This window comes from uncultured Algoriphagus sp., assembly GCF_963974365.1.
Lineage (GTDB): Bacteria > Bacteroidota > Bacteroidia > Cytophagales > Cyclobacteriaceae > Algoriphagus.
The window spans coordinates 101,226-125,585 of the sequence record NZ_CAXBBX010000006.1 but is presented as its reverse complement, the minus strand read 5'-3'; the positions used below and the strand labels follow the sequence as shown (position 1 = coordinate 125,585).

Here is a 24,360-nt window from a genome sequence, read left to right as displayed (position 1 = left end):
AGTAAAATTATTTTTATGTGTATATTTAGTGAAATCGTACACATTATGAGAACGAATATTGAAATAGATGAAAAGTTAATGGATGAGGCCATGAAGGCTTCTGGTTTGACTACAAAAAAGGCCACTGTAGAAGAAGGTTTGCGGTTAATTCTTAGGTTGAAAAAGCAGAAACGAATCAAAGAGTTTCGCGGTAAAATGGAATGGGAAGGTGATTTGGATAAAATGAGAATCGATTCATGATTTTGGTGGATTCTTCTGTTTGGATAGATTACTTCAACGGGCAAGAGAATGTGCAAACAGATTTTTTAGATAGGTCACTAGGAACAGAATTTATATGCACAGGTGATTTGATTATGACGGAAGTCCTTCAGGGTTTCTCCGCTGACAAAAACTTTAGGGAAGCAAAAGCCTTTTTTGAAGATTTACATTTCTTCAATTTAGGAGGAAAAGAAATAGCGATTGCAAGCGCTGAGAATTTTAGGCTATTGAGGAAAAGAGGAGTTACAATCCGCAAAACAATCGATTCTGTCATTGCTGCTTTTTGCATCAAATCTGAAATTGAACTCTTACACAACGACAAAGATTTTGAACCTTTTGTGGATCATCTCGGGTTGAGGTCGATTTTTTGAAATTTTAAATAATGAATGATGAATTTCGAATGGCGAAGACTACGATCTCCACAAATAAGGAAACAGAATATATCCTGTCACGGCAACTATCGCATTGATCGCTAAAAGTGTAAAAAGATAATCCATACTTACACTCCAATCTAATCCGTCCATCGCATTTTTGGAAATGCGGATGGCCATAAGCAAAATCGGGATAATTACTGGAAAACTAAGAATCGCCATTAGCGTTGCATTATTCCCTGCTTTGGAAGCAATTCCACTAACCATCGTCAAACTTGCTGAAAAGCCTAAAGCACCCAAAACTAAATTCAGGATAAATAAGCCTTGGTCCTGAACTGGATTTCCCAAGATCACTGAAAAAACTCCATAGCCCAGAAGTGCTAGTATGAGAGTTAGACCGGTATTATAGATTATTTTAGAAAGGATGATTGATTCAGGAGAAGCAATCATATAATAATAGAGTTGACGACCTTGATGTTCTTGGACAAAGCTTTTGGCAACTGCATTCACAGCAGAAAACAGAATAATGATCCAATACAAGGCATTCCAAGTGGGTTCTGAAATATTCCCCTCTCTAGCTCCTACACTTAAATACGTGATAAAAACTGCCGAAACCACATAAAGCAAAATCCCATTCAGCGCGAATTTCTGTCGCCACTCTAAGGTGACTTCCTTGCTAATCAGAACTGAGATTTCTTTCCACATCGCCCAAAGGTAAGTCAGAAGTATGAAGTGAGAAATCTAAAATCGTGAAATTTCAGATTTTTCACTTTTGATTTCTGACTTTCGTTTCTGCCAAATTGACATCAATTCTCCTTTGGAACAACAGTTGCAATTCTGTGCCCGACAAACATTGTGTTTAACTAAACTAATTTATAGCCATGCAGGAAAAAGGCACGATCTCGATCCATACCGAGAACATTTTCCCAATTATCAAGAAGTTTCTCTATTCTGATAACGAGATTTTTCTAAGAGAACTCGTTTCTAACGCAGTCGATGCGACTCAAAAAATTAAGCGTTTAGCGACATTAGGTCAGTACACAGGCGAACTTGGTGACACTACGGTGGATGTAAGTTTCGATGAGAAAAAGAAAACCATTACCATATCTGACCATGGTCTTGGGATGACTGCTGAGGAGATTAAAAAGTATATCAACCAGGTGGCATTCTCCGGAGCAGAGGAATTTGTCGAGAAATTCAAAGACGCTAAAGATGCCAATGAGATCATCGGTAAGTTTGGTTTAGGTTTCTATTCGGCATTCATGGTCGCTGATACTGTAGAAATTGATACACTTTCATACCAAGAAGGAGCAGAAGCTGCTAAGTGGACTTGTGATGGTTCTACCTCTTTCGAAATTTCCAAAGGAAAGAGAAAAGAGCGCGGGACGACTATTACCCTTCATATCAATAAAGATTCTGAGGAATTCCTGGACAAATGGAAGCTTCAGGGAATTTTGGACAAGTACGCGAAGTTCCTTCCTGTTCCGATCAAATTTGGTACTAAAACCGAATCTGTAGAAGATGGAGTGGATGACAAAGGCGAGAAGAAATGGAAGTCAGTAGAAGTTGACAACTTTATTAATACTACTGCTCCGATCTGGACTAAGTCTCCAAGTGATCTGACTGATGAGGATTACCTGAAATTCTACAAGGAGCTATATCCAATGTCTGAGGATCCACTTTTCTGGATTCATTTGAATGTGGATTATCCATTCAACTTGACGGGGGTGTTGTATTTCCCGAAAGTGAAAAATGAATTTGAACTTCAGCGAAACAAGATCAAATTATTCAGCCGTCAAGTGTTTATCACAGACGAAGTGAAAGACATCGTTCCTGAGTTCCTGATGTTGCTTCATGGGGTGATTGACTCTCCGGATATTCCACTGAACGTATCCCGAAGCTTCTTGCAGGCGGATAGCAACGTGAAAAAAATCAACTCGTACATCACGAAGAAAGTAGCGGATAAGCTTGCTGAGCTTTATAAAAAAGATAGAACGGCTTACGAGCAAAAATGGGGGGATATCGGACTTTTCGTGAAATACGGAATGATCTCTGAGGAGAAATTTTACGAGAAAGGGAAAGACTTCGCATTACTTAAAAATACAAATGGCGAATTCTTCACGATCGAAGAATACCAGTCTAAAGTAAAGCCAATTCAAACGGATAAGAATGAGCAAACGGTCATTTTGTATGCTACTGATTTGGAAAAGCAGGATGGTTTTATTCAATCTGCCAACAAGAAAGATTACGATGTCTTGGTGATGGATTCTCCGATTGACAGTCACTTTATCCAAAACTTGGAATCTAAGCTTGAGAAAACGCAGCTGAAGCGTGTTGATGCAGATGTGGCTGAGAAACTGATTCAGAAAGATGAGACTTACGCCAACTTGCTCACTGAAGATCAGAGCAAAGAAGTGAAGGAAATCTTCGACAAAGCGATCAACAACAAGACGTACACAGTAGAAGTGGAAGGCTTGAGTCCTGAGGAGCTTCCGGTGACGATCACCATGGAGGAATTCATGCGCAGAATGAAGGAAATGGCAGCAACTGGCGGCGGAGGAATGGGCTTCTACGGATCGCTTCCTGACGCTTACAAAGTAGCGGTCAACGGAAATCACCCTGCGGTGGACAAAGTCTTGAAAGCTGAAACTGAAGAGGAGAAGATCAAGATTGCTAAGCAGTCATTCGATCTAGCTCTTTTATCGCAAGGCTTGCTAACCGGTAAAGACCTAACTGCTTTTGTGAAGAGAAGTGTGGAATTGCTTTAATTTCCTTAACCTATGAGGTCTTTTCGACCTCGGAGGTTTTGTTACCCTGAAAAACCAGTCTTTCGAAGGGTTTCAACATTTTATCCAAAACCAAAATCCCCAGCCTTGCAGTTGGGGATTTTTAATTTTAGTTCATTCAAATTTAGTTTTACGTTGTGTGATAACATGTTTTTGCTTTTCCGTAAATAAATGAATAATAAGGTGTTATAAATTGTATTTAAGCCTGAACTAAATTAAACGTATTGATTGTCAGTTATTTAACTAAAATCAATATAAATTTTTAAACTAAAATTTGGATTTAATAATAGGGGGGTAAATTTAGTTTTATAGCTAAAGATTCACTTTTTAAATAAAAATCTGTTTTTTACTTATTTCCCCTCTGCAATGAAATTTCTTCTTATTCCTTTGTTGCTTTCCCTCGTATTTTCTGCATTTGGTCAAGAAATCTTCGGAACGCCCGTAAACTCTGTTCCTCAGCATTTTGAAGACAGTAATGATTAGCGGATATCTTATCTTAGAAGGACTTGTAAACAGAAAATCGATTGTAGTATATCGAAAGTGAAAAAAGGCAGGTATGTATTAAAAAATCATGCTTAAGAGTGATGAAGAGGAAACGCATCATATTATTATAGACTAAAAATCCAAACTTATGAAATATATAATTATAGTTTTGGCTCTCTTACTTCCTTTTGCTGGATGTAGCGATGTTGGTGTACCGCAAGGAGTTGATTCAGTCCAAGGCACATGGCAACTGATTGAATCCTATGGAAGCGATGGAGGAGCTGGTAATTGGGTTTCCATAGAAAATGGATATACCTATTCTTTTGGGGAGGATAATATTCTCCTTTCAAATAGATTTTCTTGCAACGGTACATATTTTGAAACAGCTGATAGTTTGACCATTGATTTTAATTGCACGGATGTTCAATTTCAACTAGTTTATGGTGTTTCTTTTGAAGATAACAGATTGGTACTTACTCCAGATCCGGCGAACTGTGATGAAGGATGCGCCGAGAAGTTCAAGAGAGTCCAGTAGTGATTGAAATTGGGAAGTATTCTAATTTGTTTTGTAATTTCCTTGAGTAGGTGTACTGATAAAATACCAATTTAAGGGCTTGACCGCATATGTAAAGCGAAGTGTGGAATTGCTTTAATTAGGAGCGATTCATTGTAAATATTAAAACGGGTATGGATTCATACCCGTTTTTTTTGTGATATTTATAAAAGCCTAGTTCCACGCTAGGGTATTGGCATAAATAGCTTATTTTTGTATATGCTTTCTAAAAAGACCAAATACGCCCTACATGCCCTGACTTATCTTGGAAGACATAAGGATGAGAAAACCGTGTTGATCCAAGAGATCGCCGAAGAGCATGGGATTTCTCTGTAAGTGATTAGAGATTTGACTTGGCGTTTCTTTCCCAAGGTTTGCTAATAGGTAAAGAGCTGACTGCATTTGTAAAGAGAAGTGTGGAAATGATTTAACACACATTGGCCTTTATTGGCAAAATACTCGGAATTAATGGTTTTTTGTTTTTTAAAATGAGTTTTGGATTTAATGTTTAAGTTTATAGATTTTTTCATCGATTTTGACGTTCCCACCATCATGTAGAAATGCAAACAGAAATCCTTCAGAGCTTCCCCAAGGAATACCCTCTGAATAGGGTGTATAGGATAGGGCTTGTATAGGTTTTTTCTTTTTGGTTTCTAAGTTTATTTCAAATATTGAAGAAGTCCAGTATGTCAAGAATAAACTGTTCCCTTGGATAGTTAGTTTAGGAGTAGTGTTTGCCCAATAGCTGGTAGCTATTAACTCGGCTTGTTCTCCTAATTTGAGCCTATATATTTCATTTTCGGAGCTACCAATCATGTAATATATGTATTCGTCTTTCACAACCAATTGATAATTTGAATACCTCAATATTTCTGGGTTCTTATATTGACTCTCACTCCACGTCATACTTTGCGGATCAAAAACATAGAAGTTTTCATAGGCAGGCAGTCCCACCATTATCTTACCCATATATTCAAAAGATCGATATGCCCTACTATCCTCCATTGGAAATTGCGGTAAATTTTCCCACTTTCCTGTGTTTAGATCCAGCCTGCTGAAATCTTTGTGATTAGTGACATTTCCAAAGTTACCAGAAGTTCCCAGTCCATAGTATAAATACCTACCTTGGGCAGCAGCCGTTACTACTGACCCTTTTTCAATCGTGTTATTTGGCTTAGGATCAATTTTTTGTACATAGTCAGCTTTAAGATCATAAATGTAAGTTTCTTGAAAATCCCCGTAACCTTCTTTCCAATAAATAAGCTTGTCACCGACTATAAATGTCCTGTAATTTAAAAGGTCTGCAGGAATCTTGGTGCTGTTTTTATAAACTTCCCAGCTGCTTAGTACCTCAAGTTGATCAGGATATTCGAATATGAACTCATTATTGGTAAGGGTAATGGGGTATTTGCCAGGCGGTAGATTGTCAATTAGTAAAACATATTCATCATTACTAATTGGCTCGATTGGGTATACAGCTGATGGATAAGCTCCATAATTTAAATATAGGTAGGTATTTTCTAAGTATGTCTTAGCGTTAAATTTAACCTTGATTTCATCTCCAACATAGCCAACTAATGGGGAGATTGACTCTATAGACGGATAGCCTATCGAAAAATAATCTGTTAATACGATAGTTTTTCCTCCACTAGTAAGCCTGAGACTGTATTTTCTTTCTGAAAAAGGGAAGGCAAGATAGGTTCGTTTCAATTTGAATTTTATCTCAGATCTAGTTACGCTTGACAATTCTATTTTGAAGTAGTCCTCAAGGCCCGGTATTTCGATCTGGTTATTTTCTAGTCTGGAATTGAAATAATCACCTGTTATAGTGAGTTCTGTTGATCCCATCAATATGGAATCAGAAACAGCCTTGATTTCTGGCGCTTTGATTCCTTTGCTATTAAATAACAAGGATTCACCATATACCGTAACGTTTCCTGCATTTACAAAAGGCTTCGCTATATATTCTTTACCTACAATCAGGTCGTAATCTATCCTTATAGTTTCTATTTCGCTGGAAGGTATACCAGTTTTTTCAATGATGGATATTGGATTGGTATTGTTTCCCGTTTGAAATTCAGATGATTCAAAATATTCCACACCATAACTTGTGATTGCTATTTTGCCCTCATCTAAAACCTCAAAATCCACGCTCGCTCCAGTACCATCAATAGTGTGGGTTCCGAGGCTGATTACAAAGGGGTAGTTTCTCGAAGTGACCATTTCCTCCTGCTGGCAGGAAACAAAAATCATGAAGCAAATCCAGATAAGATGAGTTGTGTTTTTCATATCTAGTTAAAATTTATAGCCAATAAATGCACTAGTTGAGCTTAAATTTCCAGCTGCTCGATCTTTCACATGAGTGCTTCTCATTCCTAACACGATTCCTTTATCTTTTTCAAAATATTTGATTAGACCGATTCCAAATTCATAACCATGGAGCTGGTCAGGTAGAGTGAAATCTTTTTGAGTTGTAGTAATTGTACCTTCGTCTTTTTGCGCTTCATAAATCCCTAGTTTTTTATAGTCACTTAAAGAAAAAACGTACCCAGCTTCTATGTATGCTCTCCATTTGTTTGGGCTGATATCGATGTAGTATTTGATCAAAGCTGGTACCTGAATAAATGAATACTCCATGTAAATATCCGACTCATATTGAAAGTTAGCATAGCTGTATTCGCGGAATTCTTGATTATTGAAACTATTCCAGTTAGGGCTAAGACTGAGAGATATATTTCTTTTGAAGTTTAAGAATAGTTCAATATTAAATCCCAGCGTCATCCCTACACCAGTTACCGTAGCTTCATAGCGACTGGCTGGAAGCACGAATTTATTTTCCACAAAACTCACTCCTCCATAAGGTGTAAAGCTAAGCAGTCTAGTATAGGTCCTAGGAGTCTTATACCTTTTTGCATTAGCCAGCAGATAAGTTAAGTCAAACCATTGGAGCTTGGTGATATCTAACAGAGGGCCTAATTCAGGGTTCGATAACTGCTCGCTTAAAATTTCCGCATAAGATTCGTTTAGGTGAATCAACTCTCCTTCTTTTTCAATAAAGTATTGAGGATTATCTTGGTTTAAACTCCAAAGTTTCAATTCTTCAACCTCCTGCGGAATCAATTCTAAATAAACCTCCTTTACACTGGTTCCAATGTTGATCTGTTTCTTGAAGAATTTTCTCTGATTCACCATAAATTCATCCACTTCATCGATGGTGTACTTTTTAAATTCCTCCTTGGAAACGCGTCTGAAATAAACTGAAGTGTTGCTGTCGGAAGGTAGATCTTTCACTTTACCTTCGGTGAATGTCGTTTCTCGAATAACGATGTAATCATTCCTCTGAGCAAGAGAGGAATGTTGAATTAGTATAAAGGCAACAATACAGCATAGTAATACTCTAGTAAATGCTGAACTGCTGAAAATTTGGGGCTTAATCAAGAGCAGAAGAATTAGTATTCAAATAATTCTAGTGAAATAAGAGCATTTTAAAGGAATTTGAAAGCCTTTTAACCTAAAAATTATTTCATAAATCTCTGAGTAGAATAAGATTATTTTCTCCTTTGTATTTTCGTCTAGATTAGGTCTGAATAGCAGGTTTTTTGCAGAAATATGAAAATGTTACCAATTCTCTAATTTGATTACAGTTAGTGTATTTCATATTTATAAAAGCCTAGTACCACGCTAGGGTATTACCCGAAATATCTTATTTTTGTCAATGCTTTCGAAAAAGACCAAATACGCCCTTCATGCTCTGACTTATCTTGGAAGACACAAAGATGAGAAGACCGTTCTGATCCAAGAGATTGCTGAAGAGCATGGGATTTCCCATAAGTTTTTGGAGAATATCCTTTTGGAGCTCAAAAAAGCGGGGATGCTGGGGAGTAAAAAAGGAAAAGGCGGAGGATACTACCTGATCAAGGAACCAAAAGATATCCCGCTTTCCCGAGTGATTCGCTTGCTGGATGGACCTATTGCCTTGCTTCCATGTGTGAGTTTAAACTACTACGAACCCTGTGATGAGTGTAAAAATGAAGCTGTTTGCGGGATAAATCGGGTGATGATCCAAGTTCGTGACGAAACACTCAAAATACTGGAAAACAAGACCTTAGAAGATATATTGAAAGAAGAATAAAATTTTTTTATCATAAACCCTATATATTTTATAGGGTTTATATACTTTTGTGCTTTACTCTCGTAATAAACCTGTATGATTTTAGACCAGCCACTCAAAAAGCTATTCACTAGCAAGTCCGGAAGGGACAGCAACGCCAAGAGCTTGCTTAAGTCTATCTCTTGGAGAATTGTCGGGACCATTGATACCATGATCATTTCCTACTTCGTGACAGGCGAACTGGTAATGGCTATATCAATTGGGTCTGTTGAAGTTTTCTCCAAGATCATCCTGTATTATTTCCACGAGAGAGCATGGGAAAGCACTCCAAAAGCAGAAATCAATGACACAAAGAAAGAATTTGCATGAGTTAGAAGCTCAGTTGGAGCAACTGAGTGCACAGGAGGGATTGGCGCTAATCGCGGATTTATTTCCTGGGAAAGTAACTTTTTCCACTTCTTTGGGTCAGGAAGATCAGGTGATCACACAGTTGATCGCCAATGGAAATATTCCAATCCAAATCTTTTCTTTGGATACGGGACGTTTGTTTCCAGAGACCCTAGACTTGCTTGCCAGAACAGAAGCCAAATACAAGCAAAATATAAAAGTGTACTATCCAAATACTTCTTCTGTGGAGAATTTGGTAAGTGAAATAGGGATCAACGGGTTTTATGATTCGGTAGAAAATAGAAAGTCTTGCTGTTTTGTTCGCAAGGTGGAGCCGCTGAGAAGGGCGTTGGCAGGAAATGAAGTTTGGGTAACTGGACTTCGAGCTGAGCAGTCTGCCAATCGCAGCGATATGAAGCGCATCGAATGGGATGAAGCCAATCAGATCATTAAGTACAATCCTTTATTGGATTGGACTTTTGATCAGATGATCACTTATATAGACGAAAAGAATGTTCCATATAATCCACTGCATGATAAAGGCTTTATCAGCATTGGCTGTGCTCCTTGTACTCGCGCGATTATGGAAGGTGAAGACGCCCGAGCAGGCCGCTGGTGGTGGGAAGACTCGAAAAAAGAGTGTGGCTTGCATGCTAAGTAAGACTCAAGATTTTAGATACAAGACATTAGAACTTCAGCATTCATAATTCAGCGTTTTTCATTCGACATTAAAAGATAAATTAAGAATGGTGAACATCGAATAGCGAATAATGAAGTCAATCAGAAGACATAAATAGTAAGGAAATGAACAACCTATTAATACCTAATCCAAAGGAAGCAGAATCGATCCACATCATCCGTGAGGTGGCGGCTCAGTTTGAGCGTCCGGTTTTACTTTTTTCCGGAGGAAAAGACTCTATTACGCTAGTGAGACTGGCCCAAAAGGCATTTTATCCTGCGAAAATCCCTTTTCCTTTATTGCACGTGGATACGGGGCACAATTTTCCTGAGACCATAGAATTCCGGGATAGATTGGTGGAAGAACTTGGTTTGGAGCTGATTGTCAGAAATGTGCAGGATGCTATCGATCAGGGGAAAGTTCGTGAAGAGCGTGGCAGATATTCCAGTAGAAATTCACTTCAGACTACCACGCTTTTGGATGCCATCGAGGAATTCAAGTTTGATGCTTGCATTGGTGGAGCGAGAAGAGATGAGGAAAAAGCAAGAGCAAAAGAAAGAGTATTCTCAGTAAGAGATGACTTTGGTCAGTGGGATGAGAAAAATCAACGTCCGGAGCTTTTTGATATGCTAAATGGGAAAATCCATAATGGGCAGAACGTACGTTGTTTCCCGATTTCCAATTGGACGGAACTGGACGTTTGGGAATATATCAAAACTGAAAATATTGAGATTCCATCGATCTACTTTGCGCATGAGCGTGAGGTATTCCTTCGTGATGGATTGATTTGGACTGCCAATGAGCATGTATTCAGAGAGGACCACGAAGAAGTGATGGTGAAAATGGTGCGATTCAGAACTGTAGGTGACATGACCTGTACTGCCGCAGTACTTTCAGAAGCTGTGTCGCTGGATGATGTTGTCGGTGAAATCAGAGACTCTTCCATCTCCGAGCGGGGTGCCAGAATCGATGATAAGCGATCCGAAGCAGCTATGGAGACGAGGAAGAAAGTCGGATACTTTTAGAAAAAGTATAAAGTCTCAAGTACAAAGTACCAAGTAGACTCGGCTATCGACTGTGGTCTGTGGACCATGGACTGATTTACTAATTACTAACAACTGAAAAACATGTCTGAAAATAGAAAACTTATAAAAATCGCTACTGCTGGTTCTGTCGATGATGGCAAGAGTACGCTGATCGGACGATTACTATACGATACTAAATCATTGACTACAGATAAAATCGAAGCAATCGAGCGCAGCTCCAAGCAGCGAGGATACGATTACCTGGATTTCTCTTTGGCTACCGACGGATTGGTCGCTGAGCGGGAGCAGGGTATTACGATTGATGTAGCTCATATTTATTTCAATACAGCTAAGACCAACTTCATCGTAGCAGATACTCCTGGTCACGTGGAATACACCAGAAACATGGTGACGGGAGCTTCTACCTCTCAGGTAGCGATTATCCTGATCGATGCAAGAAAAGGTGTGATTGAGCAGACTTACCGTCACTTCTTTATTGCCAATTTGCTTCGCATCAGTCATGTGGTGGTAGCTGTAAATAAGATGGATTTGGTGGATTATGACGAGGAAGTGTACCTAAAGATCAAAGCGGACTTTGATGCCTTGGTTGCCAAGTCTGATTTTACAGAAGATCAAATTACGTTTATCCCAGTTTCTGCTTTGAAAGGTGAAAATATCGCCAGAAAGTCAGAAGAGATGCCGTGGTATGTGGGAAACACACTTTTAGATCATCTGGAAGTATTGGAGCCAGCAGATTTGGAGCCAAGTTCCGTTGCTAGATTTCCGGTGCAATATGTCATTCGACCAAAGACTGAGGCTTGGCATGACTTCAGAGGTTTTTCGGGAATGCTTTATGGAGGAAATCTGAAAGTGGGTGATGAAGTAACGCTTTTACCTTCCCTCAATACTTCCAAAATCAAAAGCATTCACTATTTCGATCAAGAGATTCAGGAAGCAGCTCCAGGTAGCTCTATTGCAGTAACATTGGAAGATGAAGTTGATTTGAGCCGAGGAGATATGTTGGTGAAAAGCTCAGCAGTTCCACGTAGCGAAAAGCAAATTACAGCTACGATTTGCCAAGTAAATAATAAGGCCCTAACAGTAGGCAAAAAATACATTTTGCAACACGGAGTGAACCGTGTGATGGCGAAAGTAGACCAGATAGAATCCAGGATTCACACCGATTTCTCTGGGGGAGAAGATGCACATTCACTAAAGTTGAATGACATCGGGCGGGTTCATTTCCGCCTAAATAAGCCGATTCATTTTGACACCTATAAGTCAAATAAATCAAATGGAAGCTTCATCCTTATCGATGAAGCAGAATACGATACCGTTTCGGTAGGATTCATTGAATGATTGAAAATTGGAAGATTGAAATATTGAAAAATTAGGCTCCAATAGGAATCCTACTTCATTCAATCCCAAACCATTAAACCTAGTAAGCCATGCAAAGTTTTAGAACAGAACTTGAAAATCATATAGTAGAACAAGATATCATCGACCTTGAAAAGAAAATTGCCCTTTTCAAAGAAGGTAATATTGACGAGGAAAAATTCCGTAGCCTTCGCCTAGCTCGAGGTGTCTATGGACAGCGTCAGCCTGGTGTGCAAATGATCCGGATTAAACTCCCGTACGGTCGTGTTTCTTCGAATCAATTGCGAAGAATCTGCAAAGTATCCGATGAATATTCTACTGGACGTTTACACATCACCACTCGACAAGACATTCAAATTCACTACGTGAGTTTGGATCGTACGCCTGAACTTTGGGCTGAATTGGAGCGGGATGATGTGACTATTCGTGAGGCATGTGGAAACACGGTCAGAAATGTCACTGCTTCGGAAACAGCCGGAATCGATCCAAATGAGCCTTTTGATGTAACGCCTTATGCAGATGCTGTTTTTAAATACTTTTTAAGAAATCCGATTTCTCAGGAAATGGGTAGAAAATTCAAAATTTCCTTTTCCTCTTCTGATGAAGATACTGGATTGAGTTACCTGCACGATTTGGGCTTCATCCCAAAAGTGAAAGTGATCGATGGGCAGGAAGTACGCGGATTTAAAGTGATGCTTGGTGGCGGTCTCGGATCTCAGCCACGTCATGCTGATGTGTTTTCTGAGTTTGTAGAAGCAGATCAGATTATTCCTTTTGCTGAGGCGGTGATCAGAATCTTTGATCGCCACGGAGAGCGGGCAAAAAGAATGAAAGCCAGAATGAAGTTTTTGATCAAAGACATGGGTGTTGAAGCATTCTTGGAATTGGTGGAAAATGAAAAAAAGGCACTTCCATTCAAGTTTTATCCTATAGCTTTTGAAGCATATGACAATGCGCAAACGCTACCTGAAGCTCCTGCTGCGACTGTAGAGGAAGAGCTAGGCTTGGCTTTCGAGCATTTCAAACTCACCAATATTTTGCCTCAAAAGCAAAAAGGCTTTGTATCTGTCGGCGTTAGAGTTCCTCTTGGGGATTTCTACACAGATCAGGCAAGAAAACTGGCTGATTTGGTAGAGAAATACGCAAGTGCTGAGGTACGATTTACTCTTCGTCAAAACTTCCTGATCCGTGATGTTCGTGAGGATTTGATTCCATATTTCTACAAAGAGCTGAAGGAAATCGGTTTGGCTTCTGCTGGCTATAATTCTTTGGGTGATATTACTGCTTGCCCAGGTACAGATACTTGTAATCTTGGCATTGCTAGCTCAACTGGTATTGCTGCAGAATTGGAAAAAATAATACTTGCTGAATATCCTCAATACCTGAAAAATCAAGATTTGGTGATTAAGATCTCAGGCTGTATGAATGCCTGTGGCCAGCATAATATGGCTCATATAGGTTTTCAGGGCATGTCCATGAAATCTGGAAAAGTTGTAATTCCTGCGCTTCAAGTACTGCTTGGAGGTGGAAATATGGGTGATGGAAATGGACGTTTTGCAGATAAAGTGACAAAAATTCCTAGTAAAAGAGGTCCTCAGGCATTGAGAATCTTACTGGATGATTTTGAAACAAACGCAAATGGGCAGGATTTCTTGAGCTATTATGACGAGAAAGGTCAGATCTATTTCTATGAATTATTGAAAGAACTAGGTGATGCATCTACGGTGACTCCAGCTGATTATGTGGACTGGGGAAATACTGAAGAATATAAAATTGCAGTGGGTGTGGGTGAATGTGCCGGTGTGGTGCTTGACTTGGTTGCTACTTTACTTTTGGAAGCGAAAGAGAAAATAGATATCGCTCAAAAATGCCTGGAAGAAGGTCGCTGGTCTGATAGTATTTACCATCATTACGCAGGCTTGATCAATGCTGCGAAAGCGATCTTGCTGAGTGAAAGTGTGAGTACCAATTCTTATGCGAATATCATCAAGCAATTTGATGAGGTATTTGTGGAATCTGGTAAAATCAACTTGGGAGGTACTTTCGCAGAGAAAATCTACCAGATCAATCAGAATGAGCCAACTGAAGAATTTGCAAATGCTTATGCTGCTCAGGCATTGGAAATTTACGGATTGCTGAAAAGCTACCGTGAGGAAGAGGTGACTGCATGAAAAATATAATTCAACCGAAAGTAACGCTGGTCGGCGCTGGCCCTGGTGATCCTGAGTTGATCACCCTAAAGGCTGTTTTGGCACTAAATAAAGCCGATGTGGTGTTATATGATGCGTTGATAGATCCAGTATTGCTTGATCATGCGCCTAAGACAGCTCTTAAAATATTTGTTGGGAAACGAGTTGGTAAGCATTCACATCCTCAGGAGGACACGAATCAATTTTGCGTCAGCTTAGCTAAAAAGCATGGGCATGTGGTTCGTCTGAAAGGTGGAGATCCATTTGTTTTCGGACGCGGATCAGAAGAAATTGAATATATAGAGGCATTTGGTATCCCTACGGAGTTAATTCCTGGGATTACCTCGGCGATTGCTGTTCCAGCTTCAGCGGGAATTCCGGTGACGAAAAGAGGTGTTTCAGAAAGCTTTTGGGTCGTTACCGGGACCACTTCAGCAGGAGAGCTTTCCAAAGATTTGGCACTCGCGGCTCAATCTACAGCAACTGTTGTAGTGCTGATGGGTACTAGAAAATTAGCTGAGATTTCTCAGGTTTATAGGAAGTTTGGTAAGGCTGATTTACCAATTGCCATTATACAAAGTGGTACCACAAGAGATGAGAAGATCACTGCTGGATACATTGGTGACATTGAGCAAAAAGCTGCCGAAAATAATGTTGAAGCTCCTGCCATAATTATAATCGGTGATGTTGTTCGTGAAAGCATGAAATTGGCGGAAGTGTACCGCGAAGCAGTGAAGTACAACCTTTGAGGTGGTTAGGTCATTTTGATGTGAAGCAAGAAATCTCTTCAGATTTTTGACATCTGGACATTCTGGCATAATCACTTAATTTCGAACATCGAATGATAAATTCTGAATATTGAAGTTCAGCAAATCTCAAATTTGAAATTTCTAATCTCAAACCCCATGAACCACCTTTACCCCATATTTCTTAAAGTTCACGAGCTCAACGTTCTCTTGATAGGTGGAGGAAATGTGGGTACGGAAAAGTTGGAATTTCTCTTAAAATCAAGTCCCAATGCTCAGGTGACTGCAGTTTCTAGAGAATTTTCGCAGTCCTTCCTTGATCTAGCTTCGACTACTGATTCTGTGACTTTGATAGAGGATGTTTACCATGAGAAATATCTTGGCGGGAAGCATATCGTAATTGCCGCCACTGATGATAAACCAGTCAATCGGCAGATACGTGACGAAGCGAAAGAACGCTTTTTGTTGGTGAATGTGGCTGATACTCCGGAATTATGTGATTTCTATTTGGGAGGAATCGTTACTAAAGGAAACTTGAAAATAGCAATAAGTACCAACGGCAAATCCCCGACAGCAGCTAAGCGACTTCGACAACTGTTGGAAGAGGTACTTCCGGAGGAATTGGATGATTTGCTTAATAATTTAAATGCTTACCGTGAAACTCTCAAAGGGGATTTCGAATACAAAGTGAAAGCAATGAATGAAATTACTGAGGGGTTGGTAAAGAAAAATTAAAAAATGGGCTCTGAGATTAATCAGAGCCCATTTTTTAATTAATTTTTAAGCCAAACAGAGGCCTAAGAAACTTCAACCTCCTGATCAGTTCATACGTGCCAAAGCAGCCGAATAGAGTAAAACTAAATACAAGGACAAACTGGGCTATCGTGGGAAGCGGTAAAGGGAATATCAAAACTGAACCCAAGTACAAGAAAACCATGTGCAGAATGTATACTGGGTAAGCAGCTTGGCTGAGGTAAGCCAAGGCTTTTCCAGGATGGTTCAGATACATGCTTCCAAACGCAAATACTGTCAGAATCCAACAAAGTGATTCTGTTGCCAGTAAATATACCGGAGTTAGGGGACCGAATTCAAGCATTCGGAAGAGATACAATCCCAACGCAAGTGCCACAAAGATCCAACGCCATCTTCTGATCATCTTCCAGAAAGGCTCTCCACTGAGCACAAAGCAAAATCCAAAGAAGAAAGCCAGAATGCCAATAAAGAACCCATGCCAAGTCATGGCATATAATTCAAATGGAACCGGCTTAATTAGCAAGACTTCTCCAATGAATGCTGCCAATACGAGCAGCAACCCTAAAGGATTACTGAGCATTTTTTTGATCCATCTGGCTAGCTTTCCTGATTCATTTTGCTTTAGGTAAAACAGAAGTGGTGATAATACTATGACATAACAAAAGATATTACCTAAAAACCACAGGTGGCCAGGTGCCCAGACGTAGTTCAGAGACATATCATAATAGTAGCTGAATATCAAAATATGCAACGGAACTATCGCAAACATTCCAAATACATAAGGAAGCAAAATCCTATAGGTTCGCTCTCCGATCAATTGCTTCCAGCTACGCTTTCGCATGGCGAAATAAACCCCCATGCCTGAGACAAAGAATAGTAAAGGAATTCTCCACACATTCAGAAGAGACATGGCAATCCATAGTTTGTCTAAGGCTTCTGGGGATGTGATGAATCCTATCATTCTGCCCCAAGACTGAAAGCCAATGGAAATATGATATATCAAAAGCAAGCCGATTGCTATCACTCGAATCCAATCAATATCATATCTCCTAGCTGAAGTAGGCTGAAATTCTTCCTGCATTACTGGAGCATTTTGGCAATTTCCGGACGAATTTTCTCTAGATATGCATAGTCCAGTTTTAGACCCATAGGTTCTAGAGAATTGCCCATCACATCATACACATCCTTTACAGCAGCAAATGGAGCAGACACATTATCCAGCGCAGTGGTGTTGTATTTGTTTTTGATGGTTTTGTCCGCACCTTTTTCCAAAAGCATTTGGACGATTTCTGGCCTGCCAAAAAACGCCGCTGAAATTAGTGCTGTAGACCCATCGTTGTTTTGGAAGTTGATGTCTGCTCCTCCTTCAATTAGAAGTTTGGCCGCTTCAGGCTTCCCAAATACAGCTGCTGTGATCAAAGGACTCGACCCACCAAATGGATCTTTTTCATTCAAATCACTGCCGGCAGCTATATGCCCCTTGATCGCTTCAAGGTTATTGGTTATTACTGCAGTCTGCAGATCTACTTGAGGCGCGTCTGCTTTTTTCTCTGTAGAAGAAGCGCAGGAAGCCATTATAAATAGTGTAACAAGGAGTGCAGGTGCAACTAGTCGATAAATTGAAATAGGTGTTTTCATAGATGTTTTTATTTGATTTTTATTTGTGACAAAGTAAAATCAAAGGCCTGCGCAGTACTAAATAGCCTTGCTCACAAATCCATAAGAGATCAGTAAACCGATATAAATTATGGTGCATCGATATAAATTATGATGCAAAACAGCATTCTAGTCGGTATTTGAACCTTGAAAAAATGAATGTCCAATGTTACGAGTCAATGTTTATTCTTAGGATTTTCCTCTAGTTTTACTGTATGGTCACGAGCTCTCCACAGGACAAAGAATTCTTGAATCAGCTAATTGCGATAGTAGAATCACATATCGCAGAGGAGGATTTTGGAGTAGCTGAGTTAGCCGAGGCTATGAACATGAGCCGATCTAATCTGCTCAGGAGGGTCAAAAAGGCAGTTAACATTTCCGTAAGTCAGTTAATCAACCAAATCAGGTTGGAACGAGCTATGGAGATGCTTCGAAATTCAACCCTTAACGTTTCGGAAGTTTCCCACCAAGTTGGATTCAATAGTCCTTCGTATTTTATTAAATGCTTTCGTGAGTACTATGGTTTTCCTCCGGGAGAGGCAAATAAGCATGTCGTTATTGACCCTGTAGTCCCTAAAGAAGAGGACTCGAAATCAAAATTATCTAAGGGCTTTTATTGGATTTTGGCTGCCATTGGGTTGGTACTTTTGGCTGCGATTTGGTGGACATTTAATTCTGAGATTTTTGGCGAGCAAGTCGCAAAGGAAAAATCAATTGCTGTATTGCCTTTCAAAAATGATAGTGCAGACTCGAGCAATGTCTATCTCATCAATGGCCTGATGGATGCCACGCTGAACAATCTCCAAAAAATCAAAGATCTGCGTGTACTTAGCCGTACTTCATCTGAGAAATACAGGGAAAGTACTAAGTCCATTCCTGAGATTTCCGAAGAACTTCAAGTCAGCTTCCTAATCGAAGGAAGTGGACAAAAGATTGGTGAGAGCATCGTGCTGAATATTCAGCTGATCGATGGAGCTAGTGACAAGCATCTTTGGAGCAAGCAATATAGGCGAGAAGTGAGCGACATTTTTGCCCTCCAGCAGGAAATATCAAAGGATATTGCCGAGAAAATCCAAGTGATCATCACGCCTGAAGAGCGAAATCGGATTGAGAAAGTTCCCACAGAAAACCTGCAAGCCTACGATTTTTTCCTGAAAGGTTTGAATCTCTTAAATGAAGGCGGAGATGACAATCTTCTTTCTTCATTAGATTATTTCAAGGAAGCCATCAATGAGGATAAAACTTTCGCTTTGGCATATGCATACACTGCTGTGGCGATGTATTATCATGATGTCTTTCGGGAAGAAAAAGTTTATCTGGAAGAGATGGCGGTCAATGCAGATCAGGCAATACTTTATGATCCTACCTTGGATGAGAGTTTAAGAGCCAAAGCACTTTATTACATGCTGAAAAAGGATTTTAGCAAAGCTCTTCCATATCTGGAAAAAGGATTGGAGTACAATCCGAATTCTGCCCAACTACTTATTTTACTGGCAAGTTATTATGGCGTTTACATGCCAAATACCGGGAAATACCTGGAATACGCGATAAAAGGTTTGCGTTTGGACATTGCTTCAATGGATTCTGCATCCGCAAGCTACCGTTATTTGGAACTGGGGAATGGTCTGATTCAAGCAGGTTTCGTAGACGAATCGCTGGAATATCTTGATCGTTCTCAGGCATATTTTCCCGATAATGCATTTGCAGGCTATGTAAGAGCATTTGTAAGCTATGCCAAAACCAAAGATCTACACGACACCCGAAATCAGTTGAAAGCGGAGTTTGCTAAAGACACATCGAGAATTGATATCCTGCAGGATTTGGGAAAAGTCAGCTATTACCTACGGGAATATGATTCTGCCTACTTTTATTACGAGCGATTAGATCGAATTCGGGAACAACAAAAGCTTGATGTCTATGTACATGAAAACATGATTATCGGCATTACTTATGAAAAAGTAGGACTTCCCGAAAAAGGCGGTGAGTTCATACAGAGTTATAAAGAATATATTGAAGGAGATCAAACTATTTATAGGACTTTGGGACTGTCGATGTACTATGCTTATATGGAGGAATTTGATAAAGCACTTGAGTATCTGAAGCTTTTTGAAAAAGAAGATAATATCCTGTTCTGGGTAGTTTTATTTCTTCCCGAAGATCCAATCATAGATAAGTTTAAACACAACCCGGAATTCAAAAGAATCTGGGCTGAAATCGATAAAAAGTTCTGGGATAACAATAGTAAAATCCGATTGCAGCTGGAGGAAGAGGAACTGTTATAGCATTGGGAATAAATTTTATGATTATCCGAAGTCAGTAAACTTAATTGCTTTTGTGGTTGGAAGTTCGAGGAAGGATGATTGGAGTCTTGAATGAAATAGGTCTGCCAATAGTCACATACGGGCAGATTCTCAAATTCCCGGTATTGTTAGACTTCCAGTTTTTTATTTCCTCCAGTTCCCGTATTTTTGGGCTTCCTTTAAATAACGCATTACCAACTTATATTTATGGCATATCTATTTACCTCAGAGTCTGTTTCTGAGGGGCATCCAGATAAAATCGCAGATCAAATCTCTGACGCGTTAATTGACAATTTTTTAGCCTTCGACCCAAATTCCAAAGTAGCCTGTGAAACTCTTGTGACGACAGGTCAGGTGTTCCTAGCTGGAGAGGTGAATTCTGACATTTACCTTGACGTGCAGAAAATCGCCCGTGATGTGATTAACAGAATCGGTTACACAAAGAGTGAGTACATGTTTGAAGGGAATTCCTGTGGAGTACTTTCAGCTATTCATGAGCAATCTTCAGAGATAAATCAAGGTGTAGTTCGCCAGAGTCCGGAAGAACAAGGAGCAGGTGATCAGGGAATGATGTTTGGTTATGCCACCAATGAAACTGAAAACTACATGCCTTTGGCTTTGGATCTATCGCATATGATCCTTCGTGAATTGGCAGATTTGAGAAGAGAAAATAAGGAGATCACGTATATCCGTCCTGACTCCAAGGCTCAGGTTACTATAGAATATTCTGACGATAATGTGCCCCAGCGTATAGAAGCAATAGTAGTTTCTACTCAACATGATGATTTTGATGAGGAAGGCAAAATGCTCGCAAAGATCAAATCCGATATCATCAATATTTTGATCCCAAGGGTAATTGCTAAGCTGAAACCGGAAATCCAAAAGCTTTTCACTTCAGAAATAAAATATCACATCAATCCTACCGGTAAGTTTGTAATAGGTGGACCGCATGGTGACACAGGTTTGACTGGAAGAAAGATCATCGTAGATACTTACGGTGGCAAAGGTGCACACGGTGGAGGAGCTTTCTCTGGAAAAGATCCTTCAAAAGTTGACCGTTCTGCAGCTTATGCTACTAGGCATATTGCAAAAAACATGGTTGCTGCTGGTATTGCAGATGAAGTGTTGGTGCAGGTTTCATATGCGATTGGAGTTGCCAAGCCAATGGGTATTTATATTAATACCTACGGAACGGCCAAAGTCGATATGCATGATGGAGCTATTGCGAAGAAAATTGAAGAAATCTTTGATATGCGTCCGTATGCTATCGAGCAACGATTGAAACTGAGAAATCCTATCTATGAAGAAACGGCTGCTTATGGCCACATGGGTAGAAAAAATGAAGTGGTAACCAAGGTGTTTGTATCTCCATATAGAGATGAGATAAAGCTCGATGTGGAGTTATTCACTTGGGAAAAGCTTGATTACGTGGATAAGATTAAATTTGCATTTGGACTATAAAAATAAAGGCTTCCGGTTTTAAATCGGAAGCCTTTATTTTTAGTAGCAAGTTTTTTAGAATTCTCAATACAAGATTCTGAGATGCGAGGAAGTGTCAATCTAGGTACTTATGTCTAGCTACTTATGTCTAAATACTTATGTCTTAAATAAACATCTCCTCAATCAACTCAGTATAGAATTCCTTCACTTCCATTCCTATAGCTTTCACTTGCTGTGAAATCAAACTGGTTTCAGTTTGTCCTGGAACAGTGTTTACTTCGATAAAGTAAAATTTGCCTGTTTCATTTTGAAGGAAGTAATCTACTCGGATCGCACCTTTGCAGTTTAACTTTTCATAGATCTTAGCAATTATCCGATTTACACGGGCAACTTCTTCATCAGACATTCTTCCTGGGGTGATTTCTTCTGTCACTCCTGCCACGTATTTGGCTTCATAATCGAAGAATTCTTTGCTGCTTACAATCTCCGTTGCAGGAAGAACAGTGATTTCTCCTTTACCTTTATAGCAGCCAATAGAAAACTCCCGCCCTGAGACAAACTCTTCTACCAGCACCTGCTTATCTTCGGCAAAAGCTTTTCCCAAAGCTTCAGGCAATTCTTCCCAGGTTTTTACTTTACTCATACCGATAGAACTTCCTCCATTATTTGGTTTGATAAAAAGAGGCAAAGTCAGTTCATCTTGTACCCGCTTTAGGTTTTTAGCAGAGTTTTCAAAAAGCTGAAGTGATTTAGCAATGTGCAGTTCTTCGATATCATCTACGATGGCTTTTGTATACCCCTTATTCATCGTAATGGCCGAACTTAGCTGATCACAAGTGGTGTAAGGAAGCCCAATCATATCGAAATAGCCCGCTAGCTTGCCATCTTCTCCCGGTGAGCCATGAAGAATGTTGAACACTCCGTCAAAGGTGATTTTGTCATCACCGATTCTTATACTGAAGTCGTTCAAGTCCACTGGGATTTTTTCTCCTGAGGCAGAAAAAAAATGCCAATCTCCGGGATAAATCAGGATTTTGTAAACGTCGTAAAGATTGCGGTCAATGGTTTTTTCCACCACGGCAGCACTTTTTAGAGAAATGACAGATTCTCCGGTATATCCACCTGTCACCAGGGCAATTCTTCTCTTCATAGGGTCTTTAACTTAACAATGCGAATTACTTCAATTTTTGGGGAAGGGAGAAACAAATAAATAAAAGTTGTGCTCTTTATTTTAAGGGTTAAAATAAATTACTGTACAAATCTTTGCGGTATAATAAAATTTTGACGAGTGCTATAGCAGCGTTTTATTATTTGGCAACGTATATAGTTTAGTTGTAAATTCATCTGACTTTAAACCCAACATCTATGAAAATCTCAAAGCTTTATTATTTCATCTGTTTTTTTAGTGGACTCATATTCTTTGGTTGTGAATCTTCTGATGATCCTGAACCTCAATTGTTACTTGCAACTGTCGGATTTGAGGGCAATTTGCCAGACGGTCAAACGGTCAGTTTTCCATCAGAATACGAGGCAGACAGTGAACCAATTTTTTTTAGTTTTAGGACAGATGCTGATCCAAACGGAGTAGTCTATCAAGGCAATGTTGCCACACATTATATGTTCTTATATGACATAACTCGTGGGTTTAAAATTTCATTGAGACTCCCAGAAATCAAATGGTCTGAAGTGGCTGATGAAAGGTTTAATTCAAAGGCAGTTTATGAAGAAATTTACTCTTACCAGAAAGTCAAAGAGATTCTCAGTGTAGGAGAGAAGAAAGTCAACGTGGTGGATTTCGATTATGCCAGAGATGATTATGGAGCGGTGCCTGATTTTATCAAAGTTTATTATGCTTCACCTGGCAATCCTTTTTCATATGAATCAAGTTTATATAACCCCTTCTTCCATGAAGGGAAGTTTGAAGCCCCTAAGGATAACTATTTTAGAGTGACACGGCAGCAAGAAGGTTTCTATAAAGACGAATCTGGAGAAGATAAAAAATTATTGGTAGTGGAAGTTGAACTTAAATTGGATATGTATGAAAGCATAAGCATAGAGGGTATTGTACGAAGGGAGCCTATCGAAGGTAAATTGATATTGGCTTTCAAAGAGTATATTCCTGAGTGGGCAGAATGATAGAGTTTGATCTATTTAATTAATAAAAGCTCAACTCTTATTCAATCCTGATCTGATCCAGATAGAACTTCATGCGAGTGTGGTCGCGTGGCAAAAAGTCAATCTTATCGATTTTATCCTGTTTGTGATTATAGAAAACTTCCACGTATTCATTCTCCAGCAGATACAAATTCACCTTGTGCTTATAATAGCGTATGCCCACCACAAATGTACCCTCAGTATAAAGGGTATTTATTTTTTTGTGAAAAGGAAGGTTGGTGAATTCTTCTTTACTCATATTCTTCGGATACTGTCGTTAAGTTAACGAATAGAATCCCCTTTTAGCTAAAAAAAGGTTGATTCCTGATTGGCTTCGTCTTATACTTGAGAGAACAAAAACCACTATGCTGCGCAAACAATTCCGTTTTTCTGCTTTTTTTCTTGTCTTGGGATTGATGCTCGCTACATCCTGTGCTTCCAAAAGGAAAGCTGCCTCTGAACCATTCAATACTGTAATTCAGACAGCTAGAAGTTATACAGGAACACCTTATCGTTATGGTGGAACCACTCGTGCTGGAATGGATTGCTCAGCTTTGGTTTATCATTCGTTTTATTCTGTGGGAATTACGATGCCCAGAATCTCAACGGATCAAAGTAAAATGGGCAAAAGCATTCGAACAAATGAAATCAAGCCTGGGGATGTGCTGTTTTTTGCTACGGGAAAAAGAAGAAAACAAGTCACACACTCTGGAATAGTGACTGAAACATCACGTGGAGATGTACGCTTTATTCATTCCTCATCTTCCCTAGGTGTTTCGGAAGATTATCTGAGTAATAATTACTGGTCAAAGGCATTTTTATTCGCACGACGGATACTGGATTGAGTGGTTTTAACCGCTAAGGGCCCAGAGTTTTCCGCAGAGGACGCAAACTGTAATTGAACTTTATATTGCAGATCAAACCCTTTTGATTTTGGCATTTAGAATTTTCACTCGGCTGCGCAACAGCGCAGCATTCGACTTCGCTATTTCTTGGTGCTCTTTGTGGCTAAAAAATCAACGTTGAATCCAGTTTACACACGCTTTTAGATCCAGCTTCTCCAGACGTAGGACAGTATATAAAATTGTGCAC

Annotated in this window: 23 protein-coding genes and 1 pseudogene; 17 read left to right on the top strand and 7 right to left on the bottom strand. The window is 39.5% G+C overall.

Going from position 1 to position 24,360, the window contains the following annotated elements; all coding sequences use genetic code 11:
- Positions 1–45 precede the first annotated feature (45 nt).
- Both AACZ87_RS09855 and AACZ87_RS09850 read left to right on the top strand, forming a co-directional pair.
- A complete protein-coding gene (locus tag AACZ87_RS09855; protein WP_339866790.1) occupies positions 46–240 on the top strand; it encodes a type II toxin-antitoxin system VapB family antitoxin in 195 nt (64 codons plus the stop codon).
- Positions 237–629, top strand: a complete 393-nt coding sequence (locus AACZ87_RS09850) for a PIN domain nuclease (RefSeq protein ID WP_339866789.1) — start codon at positions 237–239, stop codon at positions 627–629. The genes AACZ87_RS09855 and AACZ87_RS09850 overlap by 4 nt, the downstream gene beginning before the upstream one ends.
- 39 nt (positions 630–668) lie before the next feature.
- On the opposite strand, the gene AACZ87_RS09845 is transcribed toward AACZ87_RS09850, so the two are convergent.
- Complete coding sequence (locus tag AACZ87_RS09845) at positions 669–1,334, bottom strand: heme exporter protein CcmB (RefSeq protein WP_283412197.1); 666 nt, start codon at positions 1,332–1,334, stop codon at positions 669–671.
- A 176-nt stretch (positions 1,335–1,510) separates the two neighbouring features.
- Here AACZ87_RS09845 and htpG point away from each other — a divergent pair, with 176 nt between their 5' ends.
- From htpG to AACZ87_RS09830, 3 genes and pseudogenes are all read left to right on the top strand, one after another.
- Entirely contained in the window at positions 1,511–3,397 is a 1,887-nt protein-coding gene (htpG, locus tag AACZ87_RS09840) for a molecular chaperone HtpG (protein ID WP_339866787.1), read from the top strand.
- A 649-nt stretch (positions 3,398–4,046) separates the two neighbouring features.
- On the top strand, positions 4,047–4,433 hold the full coding sequence (locus AACZ87_RS09835) for a hypothetical protein (protein ID WP_339866785.1): 387 nt from the start codon (positions 4,047–4,049) through the stop codon (positions 4,431–4,433).
- Positions 4,434–4,670: 237 nt separating this feature from the next.
- A pseudogene (locus AACZ87_RS09830) lies at positions 4,671–4,781 on the top strand (Rrf2 family transcriptional regulator); the annotation flags it as partial.
- A 171-nt stretch (positions 4,782–4,952) separates the two neighbouring features.
- On the opposite strand, the gene AACZ87_RS09825 reads toward AACZ87_RS09830, so the two are convergent.
- Positions 4,953–6,740, bottom strand: a complete 1,788-nt coding sequence (locus AACZ87_RS09825) for a hypothetical protein (RefSeq protein WP_339866783.1) — start codon at positions 6,738–6,740, stop codon at positions 4,953–4,955.
- 6 nt (positions 6,741–6,746) lie between these two features.
- On the bottom strand, positions 6,747–7,889 hold the full coding sequence (locus AACZ87_RS09820; protein WP_339866781.1) for a hypothetical protein: 1,143 nt from the start codon (positions 7,887–7,889) through the stop codon (positions 6,747–6,749).
- A 277-nt stretch (positions 7,890–8,166) separates the two neighbouring features.
- Here AACZ87_RS09820 and AACZ87_RS09815 point away from each other — a divergent pair, with 277 nt between their 5' ends.
- The 8 genes from AACZ87_RS09815 (at position 8,167) to AACZ87_RS09780 (ending at position 15,700) form a co-directional block, all read left to right on the top strand.
- Entirely contained in the window at positions 8,167–8,583 is a 417-nt protein-coding gene (locus AACZ87_RS09815) for an Rrf2 family transcriptional regulator (protein ID WP_091692533.1), read from the top strand.
- A 75-nt stretch (positions 8,584–8,658) separates the two neighbouring features.
- Positions 8,659–8,931, top strand: a complete 273-nt coding sequence (locus AACZ87_RS09810) for a DUF2061 domain-containing protein (protein WP_339866779.1) — start codon at positions 8,659–8,661, stop codon at positions 8,929–8,931.
- Positions 8,906–9,610: a phosphoadenylyl-sulfate reductase gene (locus AACZ87_RS09805; RefSeq protein ID WP_339866778.1), complete on the top strand. Its 705-nt coding sequence runs from the start codon at positions 8,906–8,908 to the stop codon at positions 9,608–9,610. The genes AACZ87_RS09810 and AACZ87_RS09805 overlap by 26 nt, the downstream gene beginning before the upstream one ends.
- Before the next feature lie 143 nt (positions 9,611–9,753).
- Positions 9,754–10,653 (top strand): sulfate adenylyltransferase subunit CysD, encoded by a 900-nt coding sequence (cysD, locus tag AACZ87_RS09800; protein ID WP_283412203.1) that lies wholly within the window; start codon positions 9,754–9,756, stop codon positions 10,651–10,653.
- Between the two features lie 102 nt (positions 10,654–10,755).
- Positions 10,756–12,012, top strand: a complete 1,257-nt coding sequence (locus AACZ87_RS09795) for a GTP-binding protein (RefSeq protein WP_339866775.1) — start codon at positions 10,756–10,758, stop codon at positions 12,010–12,012.
- A gap of 89 nt (positions 12,013–12,101) precedes the next feature.
- Positions 12,102–14,201: a nitrite reductase gene (locus AACZ87_RS09790; protein ID WP_339866773.1), complete on the top strand. Its 2,100-nt coding sequence runs from the start codon at positions 12,102–12,104 to the stop codon at positions 14,199–14,201.
- The gene (cobA, locus tag AACZ87_RS09785; protein ID WP_339866772.1) at positions 14,198–14,968 is read left to right on the top strand and encodes a uroporphyrinogen-III C-methyltransferase; all 771 of its coding nucleotides are present in this window, start codon (positions 14,198–14,200) and stop codon (positions 14,966–14,968) included. The genes AACZ87_RS09790 and cobA overlap by 4 nt, the downstream gene beginning before the upstream one ends.
- Before the next feature lie 156 nt (positions 14,969–15,124).
- On the top strand, positions 15,125–15,700 hold the full coding sequence (locus AACZ87_RS09780; protein ID WP_339866771.1) for a bifunctional precorrin-2 dehydrogenase/sirohydrochlorin ferrochelatase: 576 nt from the start codon (positions 15,125–15,127) through the stop codon (positions 15,698–15,700).
- A gap of 34 nt (positions 15,701–15,734) precedes the next feature.
- On the opposite strand, the gene AACZ87_RS09775 is transcribed toward AACZ87_RS09780, so the two are convergent.
- Both AACZ87_RS09775 and AACZ87_RS09770 read right to left on the bottom strand, forming a co-directional pair.
- Positions 15,735–16,799 (bottom strand): acyltransferase family protein, encoded by a 1,065-nt coding sequence (locus AACZ87_RS09775; protein ID WP_339866770.1) that lies wholly within the window; start codon positions 16,797–16,799, stop codon positions 15,735–15,737.
- Entirely contained in the window at positions 16,799–17,356 is a 558-nt protein-coding gene (locus AACZ87_RS09770; RefSeq protein WP_339866768.1) for an ankyrin repeat domain-containing protein, read from the bottom strand. The genes AACZ87_RS09775 and AACZ87_RS09770 overlap by 1 nt, the downstream gene beginning before the upstream one ends.
- 233 nt (positions 17,357–17,589) lie before the next feature.
- On the opposite strand from AACZ87_RS09770, the gene AACZ87_RS09765 reads away from it, so the two are divergent.
- Positions 17,590–19,656, top strand: a complete 2,067-nt coding sequence (locus AACZ87_RS09765; RefSeq protein WP_339866767.1) for a helix-turn-helix domain-containing protein — start codon at positions 17,590–17,592, stop codon at positions 19,654–19,656.
- 225 nt (positions 19,657–19,881) lie between these two features.
- Positions 19,882–21,135: a methionine adenosyltransferase gene (gene metK, locus AACZ87_RS09760; RefSeq protein WP_339866766.1), complete on the top strand. Its 1,254-nt coding sequence runs from the start codon at positions 19,882–19,884 to the stop codon at positions 21,133–21,135.
- Between the two features lie 142 nt (positions 21,136–21,277).
- On the opposite strand, the gene AACZ87_RS09755 is transcribed toward metK, so the two are convergent.
- Complete coding sequence (locus AACZ87_RS09755; RefSeq protein ID WP_339866764.1) at positions 21,278–22,264, bottom strand: D-alanine--D-alanine ligase; 987 nt, start codon at positions 22,262–22,264, stop codon at positions 21,278–21,280.
- A 215-nt stretch (positions 22,265–22,479) separates the two neighbouring features.
- On the opposite strand from AACZ87_RS09755, the gene AACZ87_RS09750 reads away from it, so the two are divergent.
- Positions 22,480–23,250, top strand: a complete 771-nt coding sequence (locus AACZ87_RS09750) for a hypothetical protein (protein ID WP_339866762.1) — start codon at positions 22,480–22,482, stop codon at positions 23,248–23,250.
- A 37-nt stretch (positions 23,251–23,287) separates the two neighbouring features.
- Here AACZ87_RS09750 and AACZ87_RS09745 read toward each other — a convergent pair whose 3' ends face one another.
- Positions 23,288–23,527, bottom strand: a complete 240-nt coding sequence (locus tag AACZ87_RS09745; protein WP_339866760.1) for a hypothetical protein — start codon at positions 23,525–23,527, stop codon at positions 23,288–23,290.
- Between the two features lie 106 nt (positions 23,528–23,633).
- Here AACZ87_RS09745 and AACZ87_RS09740 point away from each other — a divergent pair, with 106 nt between their 5' ends.
- Entirely contained in the window at positions 23,634–24,113 is a 480-nt protein-coding gene (locus AACZ87_RS09740; RefSeq protein WP_339866759.1) for a C40 family peptidase, read from the top strand.
- Positions 24,114–24,360 lie beyond the last annotated feature (247 nt).

Bases quoted from the DNA above. Each gene is read 5' to 3' on its own strand.
- AACZ87_RS09855 (WP_339866790.1), top strand. From the start codon at position 46: ATGAGAACGAATATTGAAATAGATGAAAAGTTAATGGATGAGGCCATG.
- AACZ87_RS09850 (WP_339866789.1), top strand. From the start codon at position 237: ATGATTTTGGTGGATTCTTCTGTTTGGATAGATTACTTCAACGGGCAA.
- AACZ87_RS09845 (WP_283412197.1), bottom strand. From the start codon at position 1,334: ATGTGGAAAGAAATCTCAGTTCTGATTAGCAAGGAAGTCACCTTAGAG.
- htpG (WP_339866787.1), top strand. From the start codon at position 1,511: ATGCAGGAAAAAGGCACGATCTCGATCCATACCGAGAACATTTTCCCA.
- AACZ87_RS09835 (WP_339866785.1), top strand. From the start codon at position 4,047: ATGAAATATATAATTATAGTTTTGGCTCTCTTACTTCCTTTTGCTGGA.
- AACZ87_RS09825 (WP_339866783.1), bottom strand. From the start codon at position 6,740: ATGAAAAACACAACTCATCTTATCTGGATTTGCTTCATGATTTTTGTT.
- AACZ87_RS09815 (WP_091692533.1), top strand. From the start codon at position 8,167: ATGCTTTCGAAAAAGACCAAATACGCCCTTCATGCTCTGACTTATCTT.
- AACZ87_RS09810 (WP_339866779.1), top strand. From the start codon at position 8,659: ATGATTTTAGACCAGCCACTCAAAAAGCTATTCACTAGCAAGTCCGGA.
- AACZ87_RS09805 (WP_339866778.1), top strand. From the start codon at position 8,906: ATGACACAAAGAAAGAATTTGCATGAGTTAGAAGCTCAGTTGGAGCAA.
- cysD (WP_283412203.1), top strand. From the start codon at position 9,754: ATGAACAACCTATTAATACCTAATCCAAAGGAAGCAGAATCGATCCAC.
- AACZ87_RS09795 (WP_339866775.1), top strand. From the start codon at position 10,756: ATGTCTGAAAATAGAAAACTTATAAAAATCGCTACTGCTGGTTCTGTC.
- AACZ87_RS09790 (WP_339866773.1), top strand. From the start codon at position 12,102: ATGCAAAGTTTTAGAACAGAACTTGAAAATCATATAGTAGAACAAGAT.
- cobA (WP_339866772.1), top strand. From the start codon at position 14,198: ATGAAAAATATAATTCAACCGAAAGTAACGCTGGTCGGCGCTGGCCCT.
- AACZ87_RS09780 (WP_339866771.1), top strand. From the start codon at position 15,125: ATGAACCACCTTTACCCCATATTTCTTAAAGTTCACGAGCTCAACGTT.
- AACZ87_RS09775 (WP_339866770.1), bottom strand. From the start codon at position 16,799: ATGCAGGAAGAATTTCAGCCTACTTCAGCTAGGAGATATGATATTGAT.
- AACZ87_RS09770 (WP_339866768.1), bottom strand. From the start codon at position 17,356: ATGAAAACACCTATTTCAATTTATCGACTAGTTGCACCTGCACTCCTT.
- AACZ87_RS09765 (WP_339866767.1), top strand. From the start codon at position 17,590: ATGGTCACGAGCTCTCCACAGGACAAAGAATTCTTGAATCAGCTAATT.
- metK (WP_339866766.1), top strand. From the start codon at position 19,882: ATGGCATATCTATTTACCTCAGAGTCTGTTTCTGAGGGGCATCCAGAT.
- AACZ87_RS09755 (WP_339866764.1), bottom strand. From the start codon at position 22,264: ATGAAGAGAAGAATTGCCCTGGTGACAGGTGGATATACCGGAGAATCT.
- AACZ87_RS09750 (WP_339866762.1), top strand. From the start codon at position 22,480: ATGAAAATCTCAAAGCTTTATTATTTCATCTGTTTTTTTAGTGGACTC.
- AACZ87_RS09745 (WP_339866760.1), bottom strand. From the start codon at position 23,527: ATGAGTAAAGAAGAATTCACCAACCTTCCTTTTCACAAAAAAATAAAT.
- AACZ87_RS09740 (WP_339866759.1), top strand. From the start codon at position 23,634: ATGCTGCGCAAACAATTCCGTTTTTCTGCTTTTTTTCTTGTCTTGGGA.